Origin of the sequence: Actinophytocola sp. (assembly GCF_050699915.1) — a bacterium.
In the GTDB taxonomy this organism is placed as follows: domain Bacteria; phylum Actinomycetota; class Actinomycetes; order Mycobacteriales; family Pseudonocardiaceae; genus Actinophytocola.
On the sequence record NZ_JBOHGA010000111.1, the window covers coordinates 1 to 19,852 of the forward strand.

Annotated in this window: 12 protein-coding genes and 1 pseudogene; 9 read left to right on the forward strand and 4 right to left on the reverse strand. The window is 71.5% G+C overall.

Features of this window, described 5'->3' with window-relative positions; genetic code table 11:
• A pseudogene (locus tag ACRDSK_RS19715) lies at positions 1–1,563 on the forward strand (BTAD domain-containing putative transcriptional regulator); the annotation flags it as partial.
• A 20-nt stretch (positions 1,564–1,583) separates the two neighbouring features.
• On the opposite strand, the gene ACRDSK_RS19720 reads toward ACRDSK_RS19715, so the two are convergent.
• Positions 1,584–2,834 (reverse strand): protein kinase domain-containing protein, encoded by a 1,251-nt coding sequence (locus ACRDSK_RS19720; protein ID WP_431442661.1) that lies wholly within the window; start codon positions 2,832–2,834, stop codon positions 1,584–1,586.
• Positions 2,835–3,044: 210 nt separating this feature from the next.
• Here ACRDSK_RS19720 and ACRDSK_RS19725 point away from each other — a divergent pair, with 210 nt between their 5' ends.
• The 6 genes from ACRDSK_RS19725 to ACRDSK_RS19750 all read left to right on the forward strand — a co-directional run bounded on the left by ACRDSK_RS19725 (position 3,045) and on the right by ACRDSK_RS19750 (position 12,671).
• Complete coding sequence (locus tag ACRDSK_RS19725; protein ID WP_431442663.1) at positions 3,045–5,027, forward strand: ABC transporter ATP-binding protein; 1,983 nt, start codon at positions 3,045–3,047, stop codon at positions 5,025–5,027.
• A 23-nt stretch (positions 5,028–5,050) separates the two neighbouring features.
• A complete protein-coding gene (locus tag ACRDSK_RS19730) occupies positions 5,051–5,869 on the forward strand; it encodes a VC0807 family protein (protein ID WP_431442665.1) in 819 nt (272 codons plus the stop codon).
• Positions 5,870–6,107: 238 nt separating this feature from the next.
• Positions 6,108–6,824 (forward strand): LuxR C-terminal-related transcriptional regulator, encoded by a 717-nt coding sequence (locus tag ACRDSK_RS19735; RefSeq protein ID WP_431442667.1) that lies wholly within the window; start codon positions 6,108–6,110, stop codon positions 6,822–6,824.
• 35 nt (positions 6,825–6,859) lie between these two features.
• Positions 6,860–10,183: an efflux RND transporter permease subunit gene (locus tag ACRDSK_RS19740; RefSeq protein ID WP_431442669.1), complete on the forward strand. Its 3,324-nt coding sequence runs from the start codon at positions 6,860–6,862 to the stop codon at positions 10,181–10,183.
• Positions 10,077–11,045 carry a GDP-mannose 4,6-dehydratase gene (locus ACRDSK_RS19745; RefSeq protein WP_431442680.1) on the forward strand — a complete coding sequence of 323 codons (969 nt, stop codon included), beginning with the start codon at positions 10,077–10,079 and terminating at the stop codon, positions 11,043–11,045. Before ACRDSK_RS19740 ends, ACRDSK_RS19745 begins: the two co-directional genes overlap by 107 nt.
• Before the next feature lie 129 nt (positions 11,046–11,174).
• Positions 11,175–12,671, forward strand: a complete 1,497-nt coding sequence (locus ACRDSK_RS19750) for a M1 family metallopeptidase (protein ID WP_431442671.1) — start codon at positions 11,175–11,177, stop codon at positions 12,669–12,671.
• Positions 12,672–12,680: 9 nt separating this feature from the next.
• Here ACRDSK_RS19750 and ACRDSK_RS19755 read toward each other — a convergent pair whose 3' ends face one another.
• The gene (locus ACRDSK_RS19755; RefSeq protein WP_431442673.1) at positions 12,681–13,442 is read right to left on the reverse strand and encodes a thioesterase II family protein; all 762 of its coding nucleotides are present in this window, start codon (positions 13,440–13,442) and stop codon (positions 12,681–12,683) included.
• Positions 13,443–13,460: 18 nt separating this feature from the next.
• Complete coding sequence (locus ACRDSK_RS19760; protein WP_431442675.1) at positions 13,461–14,816, reverse strand: carboxyl transferase domain-containing protein; 1,356 nt, start codon at positions 14,814–14,816, stop codon at positions 13,461–13,463.
• Between the two features lie 175 nt (positions 14,817–14,991).
• Here ACRDSK_RS19760 and ACRDSK_RS19765 point away from each other — a divergent pair, with 175 nt between their 5' ends.
• Entirely contained in the window at positions 14,992–15,600 is a 609-nt protein-coding gene (locus ACRDSK_RS19765) for a LuxR C-terminal-related transcriptional regulator (protein ID WP_431442677.1), read from the forward strand.
• A gap of 74 nt (positions 15,601–15,674) precedes the next feature.
• Here ACRDSK_RS19765 and ACRDSK_RS19770 read toward each other — a convergent pair whose 3' ends face one another.
• Positions 15,675–16,979: a nucleotide disphospho-sugar-binding domain-containing protein gene (locus ACRDSK_RS19770; RefSeq protein WP_431442678.1), complete on the reverse strand. Its 1,305-nt coding sequence runs from the start codon at positions 16,977–16,979 to the stop codon at positions 15,675–15,677.
• A 236-nt stretch (positions 16,980–17,215) separates the two neighbouring features.
• Between ACRDSK_RS19770 and ACRDSK_RS19775 the strand changes: the two genes are divergently transcribed.
• Positions 17,216–19,852: type I polyketide synthase (locus ACRDSK_RS19775; protein WP_431442679.1), on the forward strand; the 2,637-nt coding region annotated here is incomplete at its 3' end.

A 19,852-nucleotide genomic window follows, 5' to 3' on the forward strand; every position in this document is an offset into this window, starting at 1 on the left:
GCGTTGGCCGACGCGGGGGTACCGGCGGCGCGGGTCGCGCGGCAGCTGGCCGCCGCGCCGGCGGCGACGCCGTCCTGGCTCGTCGAGTGGCTCGGCGCGCACCACCGGGTGCTGGTCAACCGCGACCCGGAGATCGCGGCGGACCTGCTCGACCGCGCGGTCCGCCGCGTCGACGGGCACGACCCGCTCCGGGAGGAGCTGCTGGTGGCGCTGGTCCGCGTACTGGTCCGACTGGGCCGCGCAGCGGAGGAGCCGGCCCGTGCGGCACTCGCCGAGGTGACCGACCCGGAGCTGCGCGTGCGGGTTCGGGAGCTGCTGGCCACCGTGGTCCACCGGCGTGGCGACACGGTGGCCGCGGCCGAGCTGCTGGAGCCCGCGATGGCCGGTGCCGCGGACGCCACGCGAGCCCGGCTCCGGCGGCGGCTGGCGGAGCTACGCCTCGGCGGGCCCGACATGTCCACAATGGAACGCGCGGCGCGGGCCGCGCTCCGGCGCGGTGCGACCGACTCGTTCGCCGCGGACGCCCACCAGGCACTGTGGACGGTCAGTTCGGCGCGCGGCGACCATCGCCGGGCGCTGCGCCACCTCGACCGCGCGCTGAACCTGACCCGCGACGATCCCGCCACCCACCTCGGCCTGCTCGAGAATCGCGTGCGCACCCTGCACGATCGCGACGAGCTGGCCGAGGCGGCGCGGACGCTGGCCGAGACCGTCGAGCCGACGGCCGGGCTGCGGGTGGCGGCGGCCGCGCACCGCTACTGGACGGGGCGTTGGGACGAGGCACTCGTGGAGCTCGACCAGGTGTCCGAGGACGGTGCGCCCGGTGCCGCGATCCTGTTGCGGCACGGCATCGCCGCCCTGATCGCCGCCCGGCGAGACGACGCCGACCGCGCCACCGTCCACCTCGAGGCCGCCGCGGACCACGCTCCACCGGCCGAGCGGGACGCCGTCGACTTCCTGCTGGTGGCCCGCTCCGCGCTGGCCGAGCGCGACGGCGACGTGTACTCCGCGCTGCGGCTGCTGATGCCGCTGGTGCGACACGATCCGGCCCGGCGGACCGCGGCCGGCCCGTGGCTGCCGCGGTTCGTCCGGCTGTCGCTGAGCGCGGGCGACGCGGACCTGGTCGCCCGCGCACTGGCGGTGTGCGAGCAGGAGGCGACCCGCGAGGTGCCCGCGGCGCGGTCCTTCGCGGCGGCCGAGTGGTCGCGCGGTCTGGTCCTCGGCCACGCCGCCGGTGTCCTGCGGGCCGCCGAGCGTTACCGGGCCGCGGGCCGGCGACCGGACCTGGCGAGCGCGCTGGAGGACGCGGCGGTGCTGCTCGGCGCGACCGGTGCCGAGGGCAGCGCCGCCGCGCGGGACGAGTCGCTCGCGATCCACGCGGAGCTCGCGGCCGGGCTGGACCTGCGGCGGGCTCGGGAGCGGTTCGGCAGCGGCCCGCACGCGCGGCCCGTGCGGGCGGGGGATGCCGTGCGGACACACGTGGCCGCCGTAATCGACCGGCTCGACCGGCTCGACGGCGGCGTGGACGGCGGCGTGGACGTCGCCGAGGGCACGCGCCCGTGAAGGGTCCACACAGGACTCGACTAGGCCGTCGGCGCGTCGGCCAGGTAGCTCGCCATCTCCTTGGCCGTCTTCGGGCGCTGGGCCGGGTCGGGGTGGATGGCCCACTGCAAGATCCGGTCGAACTCCGGCGCGGGCTCGGGCACGCTGCCGTCCGCACCAGCGGCCAATGCCTCCAGGGTGCGTCCGACGGAGTAGATGTCCGAAGCGACCGTCGCGCCGATCTCGCCCAGCTCCGGTGCGGCGAACCCGGCGGTGTGGACGAGCGGGCTCTTCGTGTCGCCCTGCCGGCGCACCCCGCCCAGGTCGATGAGCTTGACCCGGTCGTCGACCTGGATCACGTTGCTGGGCTTGAGATCGCAGTAGAGCAGGCCGACGTCGTGCAGGTAGGCGAACGCGCGCAGGATCTCCAGGCCGTAGGCGATCACGTAGTTGACGGGCAGCGTCGTGCCGTGTGTGTGGAAGTGGTGGAACGCCATGTCCCGCAGGGTCGGCCCGCCGAGATACTCCATCACCAAATAGTTGGTCCCGGCCTGCTGGTGCCAAACGAAGTCGAGTGTCCGGACGATGTTCGGGTGCTCGACCTCGGCGAGGAAGCGCTGCTCGGTGACGGCGCCGGCGGCCGCTTCGGGGTCGTCGACGTGGATGATGCCCTTCAGCACCACCCACTGGCCCTGCTGCTGGTAGTCCTTCGCCAGGTGTATCCAGCCCTGCCCGCCGTGGCTGATGCAGCCGTACACCTCGTACCGGGCGCCGACGACCTCACCGCGGCGCAGCCTCGGCACGAACGAGAAGGACGTGCCGCACGACTGACAGCGGCCCTGCGCGGCGCCGGGACGGGTGCCGTCGCCACGCCCGACCGGCAGGAAGCACCCGGGGCAGTACCGTGCCTCCTCCGCGACGACGGGGTTCTTCATGATCGCGGACACCGGGTCGCGGTGGGGCGCGGGCGGCAGGGCGAGCTTGCGGGTGCCCTTGCGGTGCTTCCCGGGCTGTCGCTGCTCGCGCTGTCGCTGCTCGGGCACCGGGGCGGGGGACGGCGCGGGAGTCTGGTGGGCCTCGTCGGTGCCAGGAGAGTCGAGCAGGTCGCCTCGTGCCCCGAAGAACCGCGTCGGCAGTTCGTAGAGCCACTCGACGGGCGTGTCGAGGCCGGGCAGGTCGCTGCAGCCGCACACCACACAGATGTGGTCGAGCATCTTCCCCGGACAACGGGGGCGCTCGCAGTCCGGCAGCGCGTGGCGCGACCGGGCTTCGCGAAACACGGAGGCCGTCATGCCTGAAGTGAACACCGCGACGGGCCCGCATTCCCGTTGTTCGGTGCCGGTATGGGGGTTCTACCAGTGTTGAGGACGAGCTATTCCGCCGGTATTCGCGAATCGCGAACCCGCGCATAACCGGAGCGCACTGGTGTTTCCGCCAGGAAACAATTGCCGTTGCCTGGTCAGAATGGCTACAGGAAATCGCCGCTAGGCCGGGAGAAGGTCATGTCGACACCTGTGATGGAGCCAGCGATCGCGTCACCGGCGGCACCAGCGCCGCCACCTGAACGGCCGAAGAGCCTGCGGCTGTTGTGGTCGTTCCTCGGCCCGCACCGCAAGACCATGGCGCTCGGCATGGTGTTCGGGATCGGGTCCGCCGCGGCCGGTCTGGCGCTGCCCATGAGCATCAAGGCGGTGCTCGACACACTCGGCACCGACACGTCGATCATGAGCGTCATCCTGCCGACACTGTGCCTGGTGGCCGTCGCCGCGCTGCTGGGCTACGGCCAGGGCGTGCTGCTCGGGCGCCTCGGCGAACGGATCGTACTGTCGACCAGAGCCATGATGGTGCACCGGCTGTTGCGAGCGCGGACGACGGCGCTTTCCAAGCACTCCAGCGGCGAACTGGTCGCCCGCGTGACGTCGGACTCGACCCTGCTGCGGCGAGCGGCGGCGAGCAGCCTGGTCCAGCTGACCAAGGCCGTGATCATGCTCCTCGGCTCCGTCGTGCTGATGCTGGTGCTCTCCCCGCTGCTGCTGGCGGTGACCGCGGCGGGGATCACGGTGATCTTCGTGCTCGTCGGCATGCTGATGCCGCGCCTCGGCCGCGCCAACGAACAGGCCCAGGACGCGGTCGGCCGGCTCGGCGGCGTCCTCGACAGCGTGCTGCGGGCGATCAAGACGGTGAAGGCCAGCAGCTCGGAGGACCAGGAGAGCGGGCGGGTGATCGCCGAGGCCCAGGAGGCGGCCGACCAGGGCATCCGGGCGGCGAAGATCCAGACGATGTCCGGCGTGGTCGCCGGCGCCGGCTCGCAGCTGGCGATCATGATCGTGCTGGCGATCGGCGCCTGGCAGATCTCCGAGGACGTCATCACCGTGTCCGTCCTGGTGGCGTTCCTGCTGTACGCGCTGCAGCTCGTCGACCCGGTGACCAACCTGATCGACGCCGTGGCCGAGCTGCAGGTCGGCATGGCCGCGGCGGCCCGGATCGCGGAGCTCGACGAGCTCGAGACCGAGCTTGACTCACCCCACGCGATGCCGGTGCAACGCAGCCAGGACCCGTTCATCGTGCAGTTCCGCAACGTGATGGCGACCTACGACTTCTCGAAGCCGCCGGTGGTCAAGCACCTCGACCTCTCGATCCCGCGCTACGGACACACCGCGATCGTCGGCCCGTCGGGCGCGGGCAAGACCACGATCTTCACGCTGCTGCTGCGCTTCCTCGACATCTGCGGCGGCGAGCTGTTCGTCGAGGGTGTGCCGGCGCGCCGGTGGTCGCTCGAACAGCTCCGGAACAAGATCGTCTACGTCGAGCAGGACACGCCGCTGCTCCCCGGCTCCCTGCGGTACAACCTGGGCTACTTCCGCCAGGAGGCCACCGACGGCGAGATCTGGGACGCGCTGCGCCGGGTCCGGCTCGACCAGAAGTTCGCGGCGGTGCAGGGTGCGCTGGACGTCGACCTGACCGCGACCACGATGTCCGGCGGCGAGCGCCAGCGTGTCGCGCTCGCCCGGGCGCTCGTGGCCAGGCCGGAGATCCTGCTGCTCGACGAGGCCACCGCGCAGTTGGACGGCATCACCGAGGCGGCGGTGCAGGAGTGCATCAAGGCGGCGGGGGAGACCGGGGCGGTGGTCACCATCGCGCACCGGCTGTCCACCGTCATCGACGCGAAGTCGATCGTGGTGATGGAGCGCGGCCGGGCCCGCGCGGCGGGCACCCACCAGGAGCTGATGGCCCGCGACGAGCTGTACCGGGACCTGATCGCCGCGCTGAAGATCGGCCCCGCCCAGCCGCACATCCCACAGCCGCCCCCGCCGATCGAGCGTCCCGACCCGCGCAGCCGCGGCCGGTTCTCCGGCCAGCTGCTGCCCTCACTCGTCGGGTTCTCGTGGCTGTCCACGAAGCGCCGCCCCTCCGGGGCACGCGAGGGCCAGTCATGGATGGCGGTCCCGACGCGGCCGGCCGCACCGAGCCGCCGACGGTACTGACGACGAAAAGAGAGGAGAAACCCATGGAAACAACGGCGGATACCACCCCGGAGCCGACTCCGGAAACGCCTCCGGACACGCCGAAACGGAAGTATCTGGGCCCCGTCCTCGCCAAGGTCCTCATCGACGTGGTCATCCCGATCGCCGGCTACTACGCGCTGCGGGGCATGGGCGTCGAGCAGGTCGTCGCGCTCTGCCTGACCTCGATCCCGGCGGTGGTGTACTTCCTCTACCGCAAGTCCCGCGGGCAGAAGATCGACGCCTTCGAGATCTTCCTCCTCGTGATCATCGGGATCTCGAACTCGGCCACGCTCATCAGCGACAACCCGCGGGTCTTCCTGTCCATGGACGGCTGGGTGTCCTACGGGATCGCGGCGGCCTGCTTCGTCTCCCTGCGGACCCGTCGTCCACTGGTCTACCTGCTCATCCAGTCGCTGCTGGACAACACCCCGCTGCGGGTGAAGCACAAGACCGACCAGTGGGACGACCTGTGGGACAGCGACCCGACGTTCCGCCGGCCGTGGCGCGTGTCCACGGCGGTGTGGGGCGGGCTCAACATCGTCACCGGCGCGGTCCGGCTCGGCATCGCGTTCCTCGCGCCGGTCGACCTGGCCCCGATGCTGCTGGGCATCATGACCTTGGAGATCGTGGTCGTGACCCAGGTGTGGCAGATGTGGTACCTGCGCCGGGCGTTCAAGGCCAGGGGCGGGTTCGTCCCCGACGAACAGCCCGAACAGCCCGAACAGCCCGAACAGCCCGAGCGGCCGACGGCGCCGGTGCCGCTGCTGCCCGCGCTCGTCGAGGAGATCTCCCGTCCGACGATCGCACCGAACCCGACCTGACCGGCATACGTGCGCACCGACGCCCCCGCGGCAACTCGCCGCGGGGCGTCGGCGTGTGTCTGGCCGCCGCGCCGTACCTCCACCAGTGTGAAAAAAACAGTGCGAACCGTTTTTACTGTGGTTTTCCAGGTTTCGGCCGCTTCGCCATGAAGGTTCCGTGGTGAGCGCGTGAAGACGCCTCGTTCAGGCTGGATGCCGGTCAAAGAACTCTCTCTTTGTCGGATGCGGAGGAATCGAAATGACTGTGGACCTGGCCACTGCCGCCTTTGCCACTCAGGTGTCCATTCCCACGCAGCGCACCACGGTGAACCAGAACATCTTCGACTCCTTCTTCGAGCGCTCGGGTCTCTGTGTCGCGCATTTCGACCACAGCGGCCGGGTCGTCCAGGCCAACGGCGACTTCTGCCGCCAGTTCGGCCGGACACCACGGGAGGTGCACGGCCGAGAGTTCGGCGAGCTCCTCCATCCCAGCGTTCGCGAGAAGATCACACAGCAGCTCGGCCGGCTCGTCTACGGCCAGCGCGCGCGGTTCACCGACCGCATCGTCGCCCTGCGCCCCGGAGACGCGGCGTTCACCGCGGAGCTCACCGGCCTCGCGATCAACGGCGACGGCGGCCAGGTGGACGGCGTCATGGTGCTCGTGCGCCCCGAGAAGGGCGAGCAGATCGGCCGTGGCGTGGCCACCAGAGGCAAGCTGCTGACCAAGATGGACGCCCAGATCCTCGAGGGCGTCGCCGCCGGCGTCACCACCCCGCAGCTGGCCACCCGGCTGTTCCTGTCCCGTGGCGGCGTCGAGTACCACGTCGCCGCGCTGCTGCGGAAGCTCAAGGTCAAGAACCGCGTCGCGCTGATCTCCCGGGCGTACTCGAAGGGCGTCTTCGATGTCGGCTCGTGGCCGCCCAAGGTGCTGCCCGAGTACATCAAGGACTCCAGCGCCGAGCCGGCGACCCGGTGACCGCGAGCACCCACGAGATCGGATGAGTGAGCCTCGTGTCCGTCCTGACGAAACTCAGCCTCGCCAACCGCAGCCTGATCGGGTTGGGTGCCCTCGCCCTGACCGGGTTCGGCGCGCTGGTGATCCCGACCGTGAGCCAGGAGCTGCTGCCGTCACTGCGCCAGCCCGCCGCGGTCGTCGTCGCGCCCTATCCCGGCGCCTCGCCCGACGCGGTCAGCTCCCAGGTGACCGAGCCGATCGAGGAGAGCCTCGAGGGGACGACCGGGCTGAAGGACATCAGCTCCCAGTCCGTGGCCGGCCTGGCGTCGATCCAGCTGCAGTTCGACTTCGGCACGGACGTCGAGAAGGCCGTCCAGGAGATGGACGAGACGATCTCGGGGCTCGCTGACGAGCTCCCGCCCGACGTGACGCCGAGCGTCTCGGCGGCCGGCGGCACCGACGACATCCCGGCGGTCGTGCTCGCGGCGAGCAGCGTGGCCACCGAGGCAGAGCTCACCGCCCGGCTGTCGAGCCGCGTCCTGCCGGAGCTGTCCAAGATCGACGGGGTACGCCAGGTCTCCCTGACCGGTGCGCGCACCCGGGACGTGCTCGTCACGATCGACTACGCCGCGCTCGCCGGCGCGGGGCTCTCGCCGAACGCCATCGTCGAGGCACTCGAGCGCGCGGGCACGACCACGCCCGCCGGCACCGTTACCGAGGCCGACCGAACCATCTCGGTCCAGGTGGGCGACGAGCTCGAGTCGATCGACACGTTGCGCGAGCTCTACCTGACTCCCAACAGCCCCAAGGCGAAGCCCGTGCGGCTGGCCGACGTCGCGAACGTCAGGTCCGTGCCGGGCGCCCAGACGACGATCACCCGGACGGACTCGAAGCCGAGCCTGGGCATCAGCATCGCCATGAAGCCGGACGGCAACGCGGTGTCGGTCTCCCACGCGGTGCGCGACGAGCTCGCCTCGCTCGGCAGGTCGGCCGGCGCCAACCTGACCGTCATCTTCGACCAGGCGCCACAGATCGAGGCGGCCATCGACGGGCTCACCAAGGAAGGCCTGCTCGGCCTGGGCTGCGCCACGATCGCGATCCTCGTCTTCCTCCTCTCCGTACGGTCCACCGTGATCACGACGGTGTCGATCCCACTGTCGGTGATCCTCGCGTTGATCGCGCTGTGGATCGGCGACCTCTCGCTCAACGTGCTGACGCTGAGCGCGCTCACGATCGCCGTCGGCCGCGTGGTCGACGACTCGATCGTCGTGCTGGAGAACGTCAAGCGACAAGTGAAACCCGGCGCGCCGAAGGCCCGGGCGATCCTGCACGGCGTCAAGGAGGTCAGCGGGGCGGTGACCGCGTCGACGCTCACGACGGCCGCCGTGTTCCTGCCGATCGCGTTCGTCGGCGGGACCGCGGGACAGCTGCTCTCGCCGTTCGCGATCACGGTCGTGGTCGCGCTGCTCGCCTCGCTCGTCGTGTCCCTGACCGTGATCCCGGTGCTGTCGTACTGGTTCCTGCGGCCCGAACGGCCGCCCGCCCACGGGGGAGGCGGCGAGGAGGGGCACCGCGACCGGCTGGGCGGCCTGTACGTGCCGGTCGTCCGGTTCGCCGTCGGCCGCAAGGCGATCACGCTGGTCCTCGCGCTGGCCGCGCTCGCCGGCACCGTCGGCCTGATGGCGCAGCTCGAGACGAACTTCCTCGACGACAGCGAGGGGGAGAGCCTGAGCATCACCCAGGCGCTGCCCGCCGGGTCGAGCCTGGCCGCGCGCGACGAGGCCGCCAAGCGGATCGAGCGGCTGCTGGACTCCTCGCCCGAGGTCGAGCTGTACCAGGCGACCGTGGGCAGCGACCCGGCCGAGGGCGACGTCGAGGGCCACAGCACGTTCCAGGCGACCGTCCACAAGGGAACCGACATCGCGGCGCTGCGGAAGCGGCTGCGCGACGAGGCGGGCGACACCGAGGGCACGGGCGAGCTCTCGTTCGGCTCGCAGTCCGGCGATGCGGTCTCCGACGCGCTGAAGGTCGTCGTCACCGCGCCGGACCAGGAGGACCTGGCCAAGGCGACCGACCAGGTGCGCAAGGCCATGGCCGACAGCGGCTCGGTGAGCGACGTGTCCAGCGACCTGACCCAGACCACCCAGCGCGTACAGATCGACATCGACGAGCGCGCGGCCGCCAACACCGGCATCACGCCGGACACCGTCGGCGCGCTCACCTCGCAGGCCCTGGGCGGCATGTCCGTCGGCGAGATCGTGATCGCCGGGGAGCGCCAGGAGGTCCTGCTGCGGTCCGGCACCCGGACCGACGACGTGCCCGCGCTGCGGGCACTACCGGTCGCCGGCTCGGGCGAGGTCGTCCCGCTGTCCCGCGTCGCCGACATCCGCAAGGTCGAGGTGCCGGTCAAGATCAACCGAACCGACGGCGAGCCCAGCGCCACGATCACCGCGAAGCCCGTCGGCACGGATCTCGGTGCGGTCAACGAGAAGCTCGGCACCGTCCTCGACGGACTGGAGCTGGCGGGCGGCGCGCGCTACTCCCTGGGCGGCGTGAGCGCCGACCAGCAGGAGGCGTTCGGCGACCTCGGGCTCGCGTTGCTGGCCGCGATCGCGATCGTCTTCGTGATCATGGTGGCGACGTTCCGCAGCATCGTGCAACCGCTGATCCTGCTGGTGTCCATCCCGTTCGCGGCGACCGGCGCGTTCGGCATGCTGGTGCTCACCGACACGCCGCTCGGGCTGCCCGCGCTGATCGGGCTGCTGATGCTCGTCGGTATCGTCGTGACCAACGCGATCGTGCTGATCGACCTCGTCAACCAGTACCGCGCGCAAGGCATGGACGTGCGGACGGCCGTGGTCGAGGGCGGCCGGCGCCGCCTGCGACCGATCCTGATGACCGCGCTCGCCACGATCTTCGCGATGATCCCGATGGCGATCGGATTCACCGGCGAGGGCGGGTTCATCGGGCAGCCGCTGGCGCTCGTGGTGATCGGCGGCCTGATCAGCTCCACGCTGCTCACGCTGCTGCTGGTGCCGACGCTCTACACCGCGGTCGAGAACACCACCGAGCGTCTGCGCGCCCGCAAGCAGCACCGCGTCGCGCGTGCGGTTCCGTGGCCGCCCAAGGATCCCGACATTCGATCGAAGAAGACGCCGCCGGCCGTGCCCCCGCACCAGCCGCGCGCACACCGACAGGAGAGGGTGCCACATGTCCAAGCGCGCGCTGGTCACCGGGATCACCGGCCAGGACGGGTCGTACCTGGCCGAGCACCTGATCGCCGAGGGGTACCAGGTATGGGGCCTCGTCCGGGGCCAGGCCAACCCGCGCCGCCGATGGGTGAGCCGCCGACTGTCCGAGATCCGGTTCGTCGACGGTGACCTGATGGACCAGGGCAGCCTGGTCTCCGCCATCGACACGATCCAGCCGGACGAGGTCTACAACCTCGGCGCCATCTCGTTCGTGCCGATGTCCTGGCAGCAGGCCGAGCTGGTCACCGAGGTGAACGGCATGGGCGTGCTGCGGATGCTCGAGGCGATCCGGATGGTCAGCGGACTGTCCGGGTCCACGCCGGTGCCGTCCGGGCAGACGCGGTTCTACCAGGCGTCGTCGTCGGAGATGTTCGGCAAGGTCGCGGAGTCTCCGCAGTCGGAGTCGACCGTGTTCCACCCACGCAGTCCCTACGGCGCGGCCAAGGCGTACGGGCACTACATCACCCGCAACTACCGGGAGTCCTACGGGCTGTACGGCATCTCCGGGATCCTGTTCAACCACGAGTCGCCGCGGCGGGGCACGGAGTTCGTCACGCGGAAGATCTCGCTCGCCGTCGCCAGGATCAAGCTGGGGCACCAGGACAAGCTGTACCTCGGCAACCTGGACGCGGTGCGGGACTGGGGCTTCGCCGGCGACTACGTGCGTGCCATGCACCTGATGCTGCAGGAGGACGAGCCCGTCGACTACGTGATCGGCACCGGCCGCACGCACTCCATCCGGGACGCGGCCCGGATCGCGTTCGAGCACGTGGGACTGGACTGGGAGCAGCACGTGGCGATCGACCCGGCGCTGGTGCGTCCCGCGGAGGTGGAGACGCTGTGCGCCGACGCGGGCAACGCGCGTCGCGCGCTGGGCTGGGCGCCGAGCGTGGAGTTCCCCGACCTCATGCGGATGATGGTGGACTCGGACCTGCGATCGGTGTCCCGCGAGAGCCGGTACGAGAGCCCGGAGCTGGTCGCCGGCTGGTGATCAGGGGGAGGGTCTGTTCGACGCCCCAGCGCGCCGCCCGCCCCGGTTCCCGTGACTCCGTCACGGCTGGTGTGACAGAAGTTCGCCGGATACCATCCTTGGTTGGCGTCTGGGGAGGTGCGTCACAACATGAGAATTCCTGGGGTGATAGCCGTCGTCGTGGCGGCTCTGCTGTTCGCTTCGCCGGCCTCGGCTGCGCCGGGGGCGCCCGGCGCACCGGGCCTTGGCGACTCCTACTACCCGCTCGACGGCAACGGCGGCTACACCGTCTCCCACTACGACATTCGGCTGAGCTACCAGCCGGAAAGCGACCTGCTGTCCGGCACCACCACCATTCTCGCGCGCACCACCCAGGAGCTGTCCCGCTTCAATCTGGACTTCCTGCTGAACGTGTCGTCGATCCGGGTGAACAACACGCCGGCCAGGTTCGGCACCGCCGGCGGCGAGCTCACGGTGGTCCCGAAATCGGTGCTGCGAAAGGGACTCGACCTCACGATCGTGGTGCGCTACAGCGACACCCCCGAGCCGTACCGGCTGTACGGCCTCGCGGGATGGCAGCGGACGCCGACGGGCGCGCTCGCCGTGGGCGCGCCGCAAATCGCGCCGTGGTGGTTCCCGAGCAACGACCACCCGAGGGACAAGGCGACGTTCGACGTGTCGATCGCGGTGCCGGCCGGTGTCGAGGCGTTGTCCAACGGCACGCTTCTCGGTGTGCGCCAACAGGCTCCCGGCTGGGTGCGGTGGAGTTGGCGCAGCGCGCGGCCGCAGGCGCCGTATCTGGCGTTCCTGGCCATCGGGCAGTACGAGGTGCGGGCGGCGACCGCGCCGAACGGGCAGCCGTTGATCACCGCGTACGGCGACGACCTGGGACCTGTCGGGCCGGCCGCGCGGGCGTCGGTGGAGCGCACGCCGGAGATCGTCGAGGTGCTGGCGGGCTGGTTCGGGCCGTACCCGTTCGAGGCGCAGGGCGGTGTCGTCGACACGGGGCTGGGTTGGGCGGTCGAGACACAGACGCGTCCGGTGTATGACGACGGGTTCTTCTGGTTCGGTGCGAACACCTATGTGGTCGCGCACGAGAACGCCCACCAGTGGTTCGGCGACTCCGTGTCCGTTCGCCAGTGGCGGGACGTCTGGCTCAACGAGGGCTTCGCCTCGTACGTGGAGCTCCTGTGGTCGGAGTACCAGGGAGAGGGCACGGCGGCCGAGATCGCACGGTACCGCTACGACCAACACCCGGCCGACGACGAGTTCTGGCAGGCGTTGCCGGGCGATCCCGGCCCGGACAACCAGTTCCACGTCGCGGTGTACCAACGTGGCGCCATGACACTGCAGACACTGCGCGCGACCGTCGGCGACGACGCGTTCTTCGCGATCCTGCGTACGTGGGCGGCCGAGCACAAGTACGGCAACGCGACCACGGCGCAGTTCGTCGCGTTGGCGGAGCGGATCTCCGGTGACCAGCTGGACAACCTGTTCACGACCTGGCTCTACACCAAGGGAAAACCCCCGACCGGCCCAGACGGTGCGCCGGCGACAACGCGGTTCGAGACCGCGTCGCCGCCGGCGAAACCGAAGTCGTACGACCAGATCGAGCGGACGGTCGACCTGCTGGCGGCAGCGAGGTGACGCCACCCCTCAGGGCATGACCGAACGGATCTCCTTGGCGATCTCCGCGCGGACCGCGGTCTGGTGGTCCTGGAGGAAGAAGTGGCCGCCGGGGAAGACCCGCATTCGGAAGTCGCCGTGTGTGTGGGCGCACCAGGCGCCCGCCTCGGCCAGCGTCGTCTTGGGGTCGGCGTCGCCGGTGAGGACGGTGATCGGGGCCTTGACGCTGCGCTCGGCGGGGCAGCGGTAGGACTCGATGGCCTCGTAGTCGGCGCGCAGTGAAGGCAGGGCCATGCGCAGGATGTCGTCGTCGGCGAGCAGGGACGAGTCGGTCCCGTTCAGCTTCTTGATCTCCCGGATCAGGGCCTCGTCGCTCTCCTCGGACACCCGCTCGGTGCGCTCCGTCGCCGGGCCGCGGCGGCCGGAGACGACCAGCGCGTACGGCCCCGGCCCGTGGTCGCGCTCGAGGCGCCGGATGGTCTCGAACGCGACCACAGCGCCCATGCTGTGTCCGAAGAAGACGGTCGGCAGGACGTCCAGTGCGGCGACCTCCTCGGTGACGCGGTCGGCCAGGTCCCCGATGTCGGTGAGGCACGGCTCGTGGCGCCGGTCCTGGCGGCCGGGGTACTGCAGCGACGCCACGTCGATGCCCGGAGCGAGCCGGGCCGAGAGCGGGTGGAAGTAGCTGGCCGACCCGCCCGCGTGCGGAAAGCAGATCAGCCGGGCGACCGCGGCGGGCGCCGAGTGGTACCGGCGGATCCACAGCGAGGTCGTGCTGTCGGTGACGGTCACAGTGCTGCTCCTTGTTCTCTAGAGGGGAATGTTGCCGTGCCGGCCGCGACCGGCGGGTGCCGCCGCGAGAAGCTCGGCGAGCCGCCGGCGGGTCAGGATGGGGTCGACGACCTCGTCGACCATGCCGACGTCGATCGCCTCGTCGAGGCCGCTCGCCCCGGTGGAGGTGTCGACAGCCATGTCCGCGGCGAGCTCGGCACCGGGCCACGCGAGGACCGCGGTCGCGCCGAGCGCCCGGGAGTTCATCGCGACGGCCGCGTCGCCACCGGCCCGCCGCGTCACGAGCGTGACCCTGGGGACCTCGGCGCCGGCGAACGCGTGCGGCAGCTTGACGTCCCGGCGCGCGGCACCGTCCCGTTCCCGGTCGACGCCGGGCAGGTGGCCCGCCACGTCCGCGACGACCACCAGCGGGACGCCGAACGCGTCGCAGGTGCGCACGAACCGGGCGGCCTTCTCCGCCGCCGGCGAGTCGAGGCAGCCGCCGTCGTGGGCAGGGTTGTTCGCGACGACGCCGACCGTTCGGCCGCCGAGCCGGCCGAGCCCGACCACGATGTTGGCCGCCCAGCCGGCCTGCAGCTCGGTGAACGTGTCGTGGTCCAGGACTTGCTCGACGAGCGGGTGGACGTCGTAGGCCTGCCGCGGTGAGCCGGGCAGCAGCGCGCTCGGGTCCTTCAGCGACCGCAGCCGCGCCAGGTCGTAGTGGCCCGGCTTGGTGAGCAGGGCGACCACCTCGCGGGCCTGGCGGTACGCGGCCGCCTCGGAACCGGCGGTGAGATGGGCGACGCCGGACCTGCCGTGCACCTCCGGCCCGCCCAGCCCGGCCGCGTCGACCACCTCGCCGGTGACCGCCCGGACCACGTCCGGGCCGTGGGTGAACAGTCGGCCGGCCTCGGACATGACCACCACGTCCGACAGCGCCGCCGCGTAGGCGGCGCCGCCGGCGGCCGGGCCGAGCACCAGCGAGAGCTGCGGGACCCGACCGGAGGCGCGGACCATCGCCGCATACACCTGGCCGAGACCGTCCAGCGCGGCGACGCCGTCGGCGGGCTTCGCGCCGCCGGAATGCCACACCCCGACCACCGGACAGTTCTCCGCGACCGCGAGGTCGATGGCCTCGACGATCCAGGGACACTCGGCGACCCCGAGCGCGCCGCCGCCGCGCGCGCCGTCGGTGCAGTACGCGACCACGCCGGCGCCGTCGATGCGGCCGCGGGCCACGAGAATCCCCGAGCCCTCCCGGCGGTGGACCGCCTCGAACGAGCCGCCGTCGAGCAGCTGGCACATCCGGTGGACCGGGTCGCGGTAGTCCGGCTCGACCGAGGTCTGGGCCGCGATCGCGACCGCGGCCTCGATCGACGTCGCTGTTCGGGTCATCACTCACCTCACAGGTCTCGTCGCGACCGCGCCGTGTGCCGGGCCGCGTGGTCTGCACCTGGTGAGGAGAACCGATCTCGAACCGGGAAAGCCCTAGAGATCTCGGCGACACTGACAGTTTCCCGAGACACTTGGCCGGATCATCTTGCGCATGACGGTAGGGATGGATGTGGTCGTGGCGATCGGCAACGACGTCGTGCGCTTCGGCGTCGAACGGATGCTGCAGGCCCAGGGCGTCGAGACGACGCACCCGGACACCCTGCGCGAGGCCGGCCCGGACTCGGCCGTCCTGATCGTCCTGCTGTCCGAGTCCGATGAAAACTCGGTGCGCTCGCTGCGGACAGCCGAGGAGCGGGGTCTGCGGATCCTGGTGCTGGTGGACGAACGGGAGGCGGCGGAGCTGTCGCGCATGTCCCGCCTGTCCGGCATCCGCGGCGCGGGGTTCCTCACGCTCGGCGACCTCAACGCCCAGGCCCTGCTCGACGCGCTGCGCCAGATCGCCGCGGGCGACATGCCGATGTCGACAGGGCTCGCCCGCGACCTGCTCACGCTGAGCCCACGGCCCCGGCTCACGCCCCGCGAGCGCGAGGCGCTGCAACTGCTCGTCGAAGGGCTCAGCAACAAGCAGATCGCCCGCCGGCTGAGCATCTCCGAGCATGGCGCGAAGCGCCTCGTGGCCAATATCCTGTCCAAGATGGACTGTTCAAACCGGACGCTGGCGGTGGCGAAGGCGCTGCGGGAGGGCGTCGGCGGCGACGGCGTGGGCGACCGCGTGGTGATGTGAGCGGCAGACGAGCGCACCCCGCGCACCTCTCGGTGCCGCGGGGCCGCTCGTGTGTCAGCTGTCCGGCGTTGTCGTCAGGCGACCGTGCCCGCCGCCGGTGCGCCGTTCACCCGGTCGGCCGGCTGCCTGCCCGCCGGCGCGGCAGCCACCGACCGGCGCGGCCGGCTGATCCTCGCGGTCGGCACGTCCAGCGGCGTCTGCTTCCGGGTGGCGTGCTGCTGCGGCAGACCGGCGCCGAGAGACGGCCTCGGCTGGGTCGCGAACGCCCGCTCCAGGACCTGCACGACCTCGTCCAGCCGCGGCTGACCGGCGTTCTCGACCTGGAGCCTGCGCGCGACGGCGCGCTGACCGAGCTCACCGAGCAGCATCTGGGTGGCGCGGCCGATCGTGCTGACGGTTGCCTGCTCGGGGTGCAGCGAGACGCCCGCGCCGACCTCCTCGATCCGGTCGATGTGCTGGAACTGCCCGGAGACCTGCGGCAGGCCCAGCTGCGGCACGCCCATGGTCGCGCACGCCATGACGCTGCCGGCGTGGCCGTCGTGGATGACCGCCGCACAGGTCGGCACCAGGTGGGACAGCGGCAGGCCGTGGGTGACGCGCGTGCGACGGGGCAGCCGGCCGAGCCGGTCGAGGTCGGGCGGCTCCTTGGCGGCGATGACGATCTCGATGTCCATGCGGTGCAACGCCTCCAGGATCCGTCGCAGCACCGCGTCACGATCTCCGGCGGGCACGTCCGAGCTCAGGGTCACCAGCACGCGCGGCACTTCTATGTCGTCGAACACCCACGGCGGCAGCTCCGCCGCGCTGTGGAACGTGACGTAGCGGCTGGCGATCGTGTTCCCGGGCGGTGTCGTCCACTGCAGACTCTGCGGACAGTTGTCGATGATCTTCCAGTGGTCCGGTGCGCCCTCGGGCAGACCCCATTCCTGGTGCAGCGGCCGCAGCGCCTCGTCGACCATGGACTTGATGGCCGGGTGCGGGAGCATCCCGCGTCCGTGCAGCACCGTGGGCGCGCCGATCGCGGCGGCCGCGATCGGGCCGGCGTACTCCCAGTCGCTGCACATCACCAGGTCCGGCTGCCACACCTCGGCCAGCCTGACCATCCGGGCCGCGACGTGCTCGGCCACCGGCACGAACCGGTCGATGACGTGCTTGGCCAGGTCTCCGATCGTGGCGTCCTGGCCGGGCGCGGTGGGCCGGGCCGGCTCCAGGTCGGAGGCGACGCCGGTGGCCGGCAGCCCGGTCATCGCCGAGGCCCTCGCGAAGCGGGCGGGTGCCGCGAGGAGCACCTCGTGGCCGGCGTTCTGCAGGGCCCACAGCGTGGGCACCATCGGGTAGAGATGCTCCTCGCTGGGGCAGGTCGTCGCCAGGATCTTCATACAACCCTCTTTCTCCGAATACCGGTCGCGTACTGAGTGGATTGACTTCAAACGCTAGGTATTTCCCTGTTGTTCGGCAACGCCTCGTGTGATAACTGAATTGGGAGTGTCCGAATTTCCGTGCTATGGGGGTAGCCGTTCGGGGTGCCCGCTCGGGCGCTCGCACTAACGATTCACCTACGACTCCGGTGCGCACACTGGCGGCCACGCCAGTGCCGAGCAACGGGTTGGGACACATGGAGAACGAGCAGAAGCTCCGGGACTACCTCAAGCGCGCGACGGCCGATCTGCGCCGCACCCGGCAACGCGTCCGGGACCTCGAAGAACAAGCCGGCCTGCCGGTGGCCATCGTCGGCATCGGCTGCCGGTTCCCGGGCGGAGTCGATGGTCCCGAAGACCTGTGGCGCCTGGTGGCGGACGGCGCGGAGGGGATCACGGAATTCCCGGCGGATCGCGGTTGGGACCTGAAAAGCCTGCGCGATCCGGAGAGTGGGAAATCGTCGGCGACGTTCTCCGGCGGTTTCCTGCACACCGCCGGCGATTTCGACGCGCAGTTCTTCGGCATCTCCCCGCGCGAGGCGCTCGCCATGGACCCGCAGCAGCGGCTCGTCCTGGAGGTGGCGTGGGAGGCAATCGAGCGGGCCGGCCTGGATCCGGCCGGCCTGCGCGGCTCACGGACCGGGGTGTTCGTCGGCGCGATGGCGCAGGAGTACGACGCGCGCGACGCCGAGGGCGCGGACGGCTTCCTGCTGACCGGGCGCGCCGACAGCATCATCTCCGGTCGGCTGGCCTACCAGCTCGGCCTCGTCGGCCCGGCGGTCACTGTGGACACGGCGTGCTCGTCGTCGCTCGTCGCCCTGCACTGGGCGATGCAGTCGCTGCGCACCGGAGAGAGCGAGCTGGCGCTGGCCGGTGGCGTGACGGTGACGGCCTCGCCGGACCTGTTCGTCGAGTTCAGCCGCCAGGGCGGGCTGTCCGCCGACGGCCGCTGCCGGTCCTTCGCCGACGCGGCCGACGGCACCGGGTGGTCCGAGGGCGTGGGCATGCTCGTGCTGGAGCGACTGCCGGACGCCGTGCGCAACGGCCACGAGATCCTGGCCGTGGTGCGCGGATCCGCGATCAACTCCGACGGCGCGTCCAACGGCCTGACCGCGCCGAACGGCCCGTCGCAGCAACGGGTCATCCGTGACGCGCTGGCCGCCGCCCGGCTGTCGCCGAGCCAGGTCAACGCCGTCGAGGCGCACGGCACCGGCACGACCCTCGGTGACCCCGTCGAGGCGCAGGGCCTGCTCGCGACGTACGGCCGGGAGCGGCCCCGGCCCCTGAAGCTGGGCTCGGTCAAGTCGAACCTCGGGCACACGCAGGCCGCCGCCGGCGTGGCCGGGGTGATCAAGATGGTCATGGCGATGCGCCACGGCACGCTGCCGCGGACGCTGCACGCCGCGGAGCCGTCGTCGCATGTGGACTGGACGGCCGGCTCGGTCGAGCTGCTGACCGACGCGGAGCCGTGGCCGGACACCGGGGAGCCGCGTCGCGCGGGCGTGTCCTCGTTCGGCCTCAGCGGGACGAACGCGCACGTGATCGTCGAGGCCGCGCCGGCCGGACCCGAGCAGGACGAGCCCGAGCGGCCGTCGGTACTGCCGTGGGTGGTCTCCGCGCGCACCCCGGAGGCGCTGCGGGACCAGGCGGCGCGGTTGCTCGACCGGCTGGCGGAGCCCGGCGTCGAGCCGGCGGACGTCGCCTTCTCGCTCGCCACCACCCGTACCGCGTTCCCGCACCGCGCCGCGTTCGTTGCCACGGACCGGGAGCAGGCCGTCGCCGGGCTGACCGCACTGGCCGAGGAAGGCCGGATGCCGGGCCTGGTCACCGGAACCGCCGAGGCGAAGCAGAAGCTCGCCTTCCTCTTCACCGGTCAGGGCGCGCAGCGACTCGGGATGGGACGCGAGCTGTACGCTCGGTTCCCCGTGTTCGCCGAGGCCCTCGACGCCGTCCTCGACGGGCTGGACCCCGCGGTCCGGGACGTGATGTGGGGCGAAGACCAGGACGAGCTGGACCGCACCGGCAACGCGCAACCCGCGTTGTTCGCGCTCGAGGTGGCGCTGTACCGCTTGGTCGAGTCGTGGGGGATCGTCCCCGACCACGTGGCCGGCCACTCGGTCGGCGAGCTCGCCGCCGCGCACGCGGCCGGCGTGTTGTCGCTGCCCGACGCGTGCGCGCTCGTGTCGGCCCGCGGCCGGCTGATGCAGGCCTTGCCGCCGGGCGGGGTGATGGTGTCGGTGCGCGCCGCCGAGGAGGACGTGCGGCCGCTGCTGACCGAAGGCGTGGAGATCGCGGCGGTGAACGGGCCTCGATCGCTCGTCCTCGCCGGCGAGGAGGCGGCTGTGCTCGCGGTCGCGGAGCGGTGCGAGAAGTCCAAGCGGCTGCGGGTGTCGCACGCGTTCCACAGCCCACTCATGGACCCGATGCTGGACGAGTTCCGCGCGGTGGCCGAGTCGCTGACCTACCACGAGCCGACGATCCGCTTCGTGTCCACCGTGGACCTCTCGGCCACCGCGGAGCCGGTGTCCGGTCCCGTCTACTGGGTGCGGCAGGTCCGCCAGGGCGTGCGGTTCGCCGACGCCGTTCGCGAGCTGGCCGCGCGGGGCGTCACCGCGGCGGTGGAGCTCGGCCCGGACGGCGTGCTGTCGGCCATGGCAGGGGAGACCGAGCCGGACCTGCCGGTGGTGCCCGTGCTGCGTGCCGGTGAGCCCGAGGAGCGGGCGGCCGTGACGGCGCTGACTCGGCTGCACGTGCTCGGCGCCACGCCCGACTGGGCGGGGTTCTTCGCGGGTGGTGCCCGCCGGGTGGCCCTGCCCACCTACGCCTTCCAACAC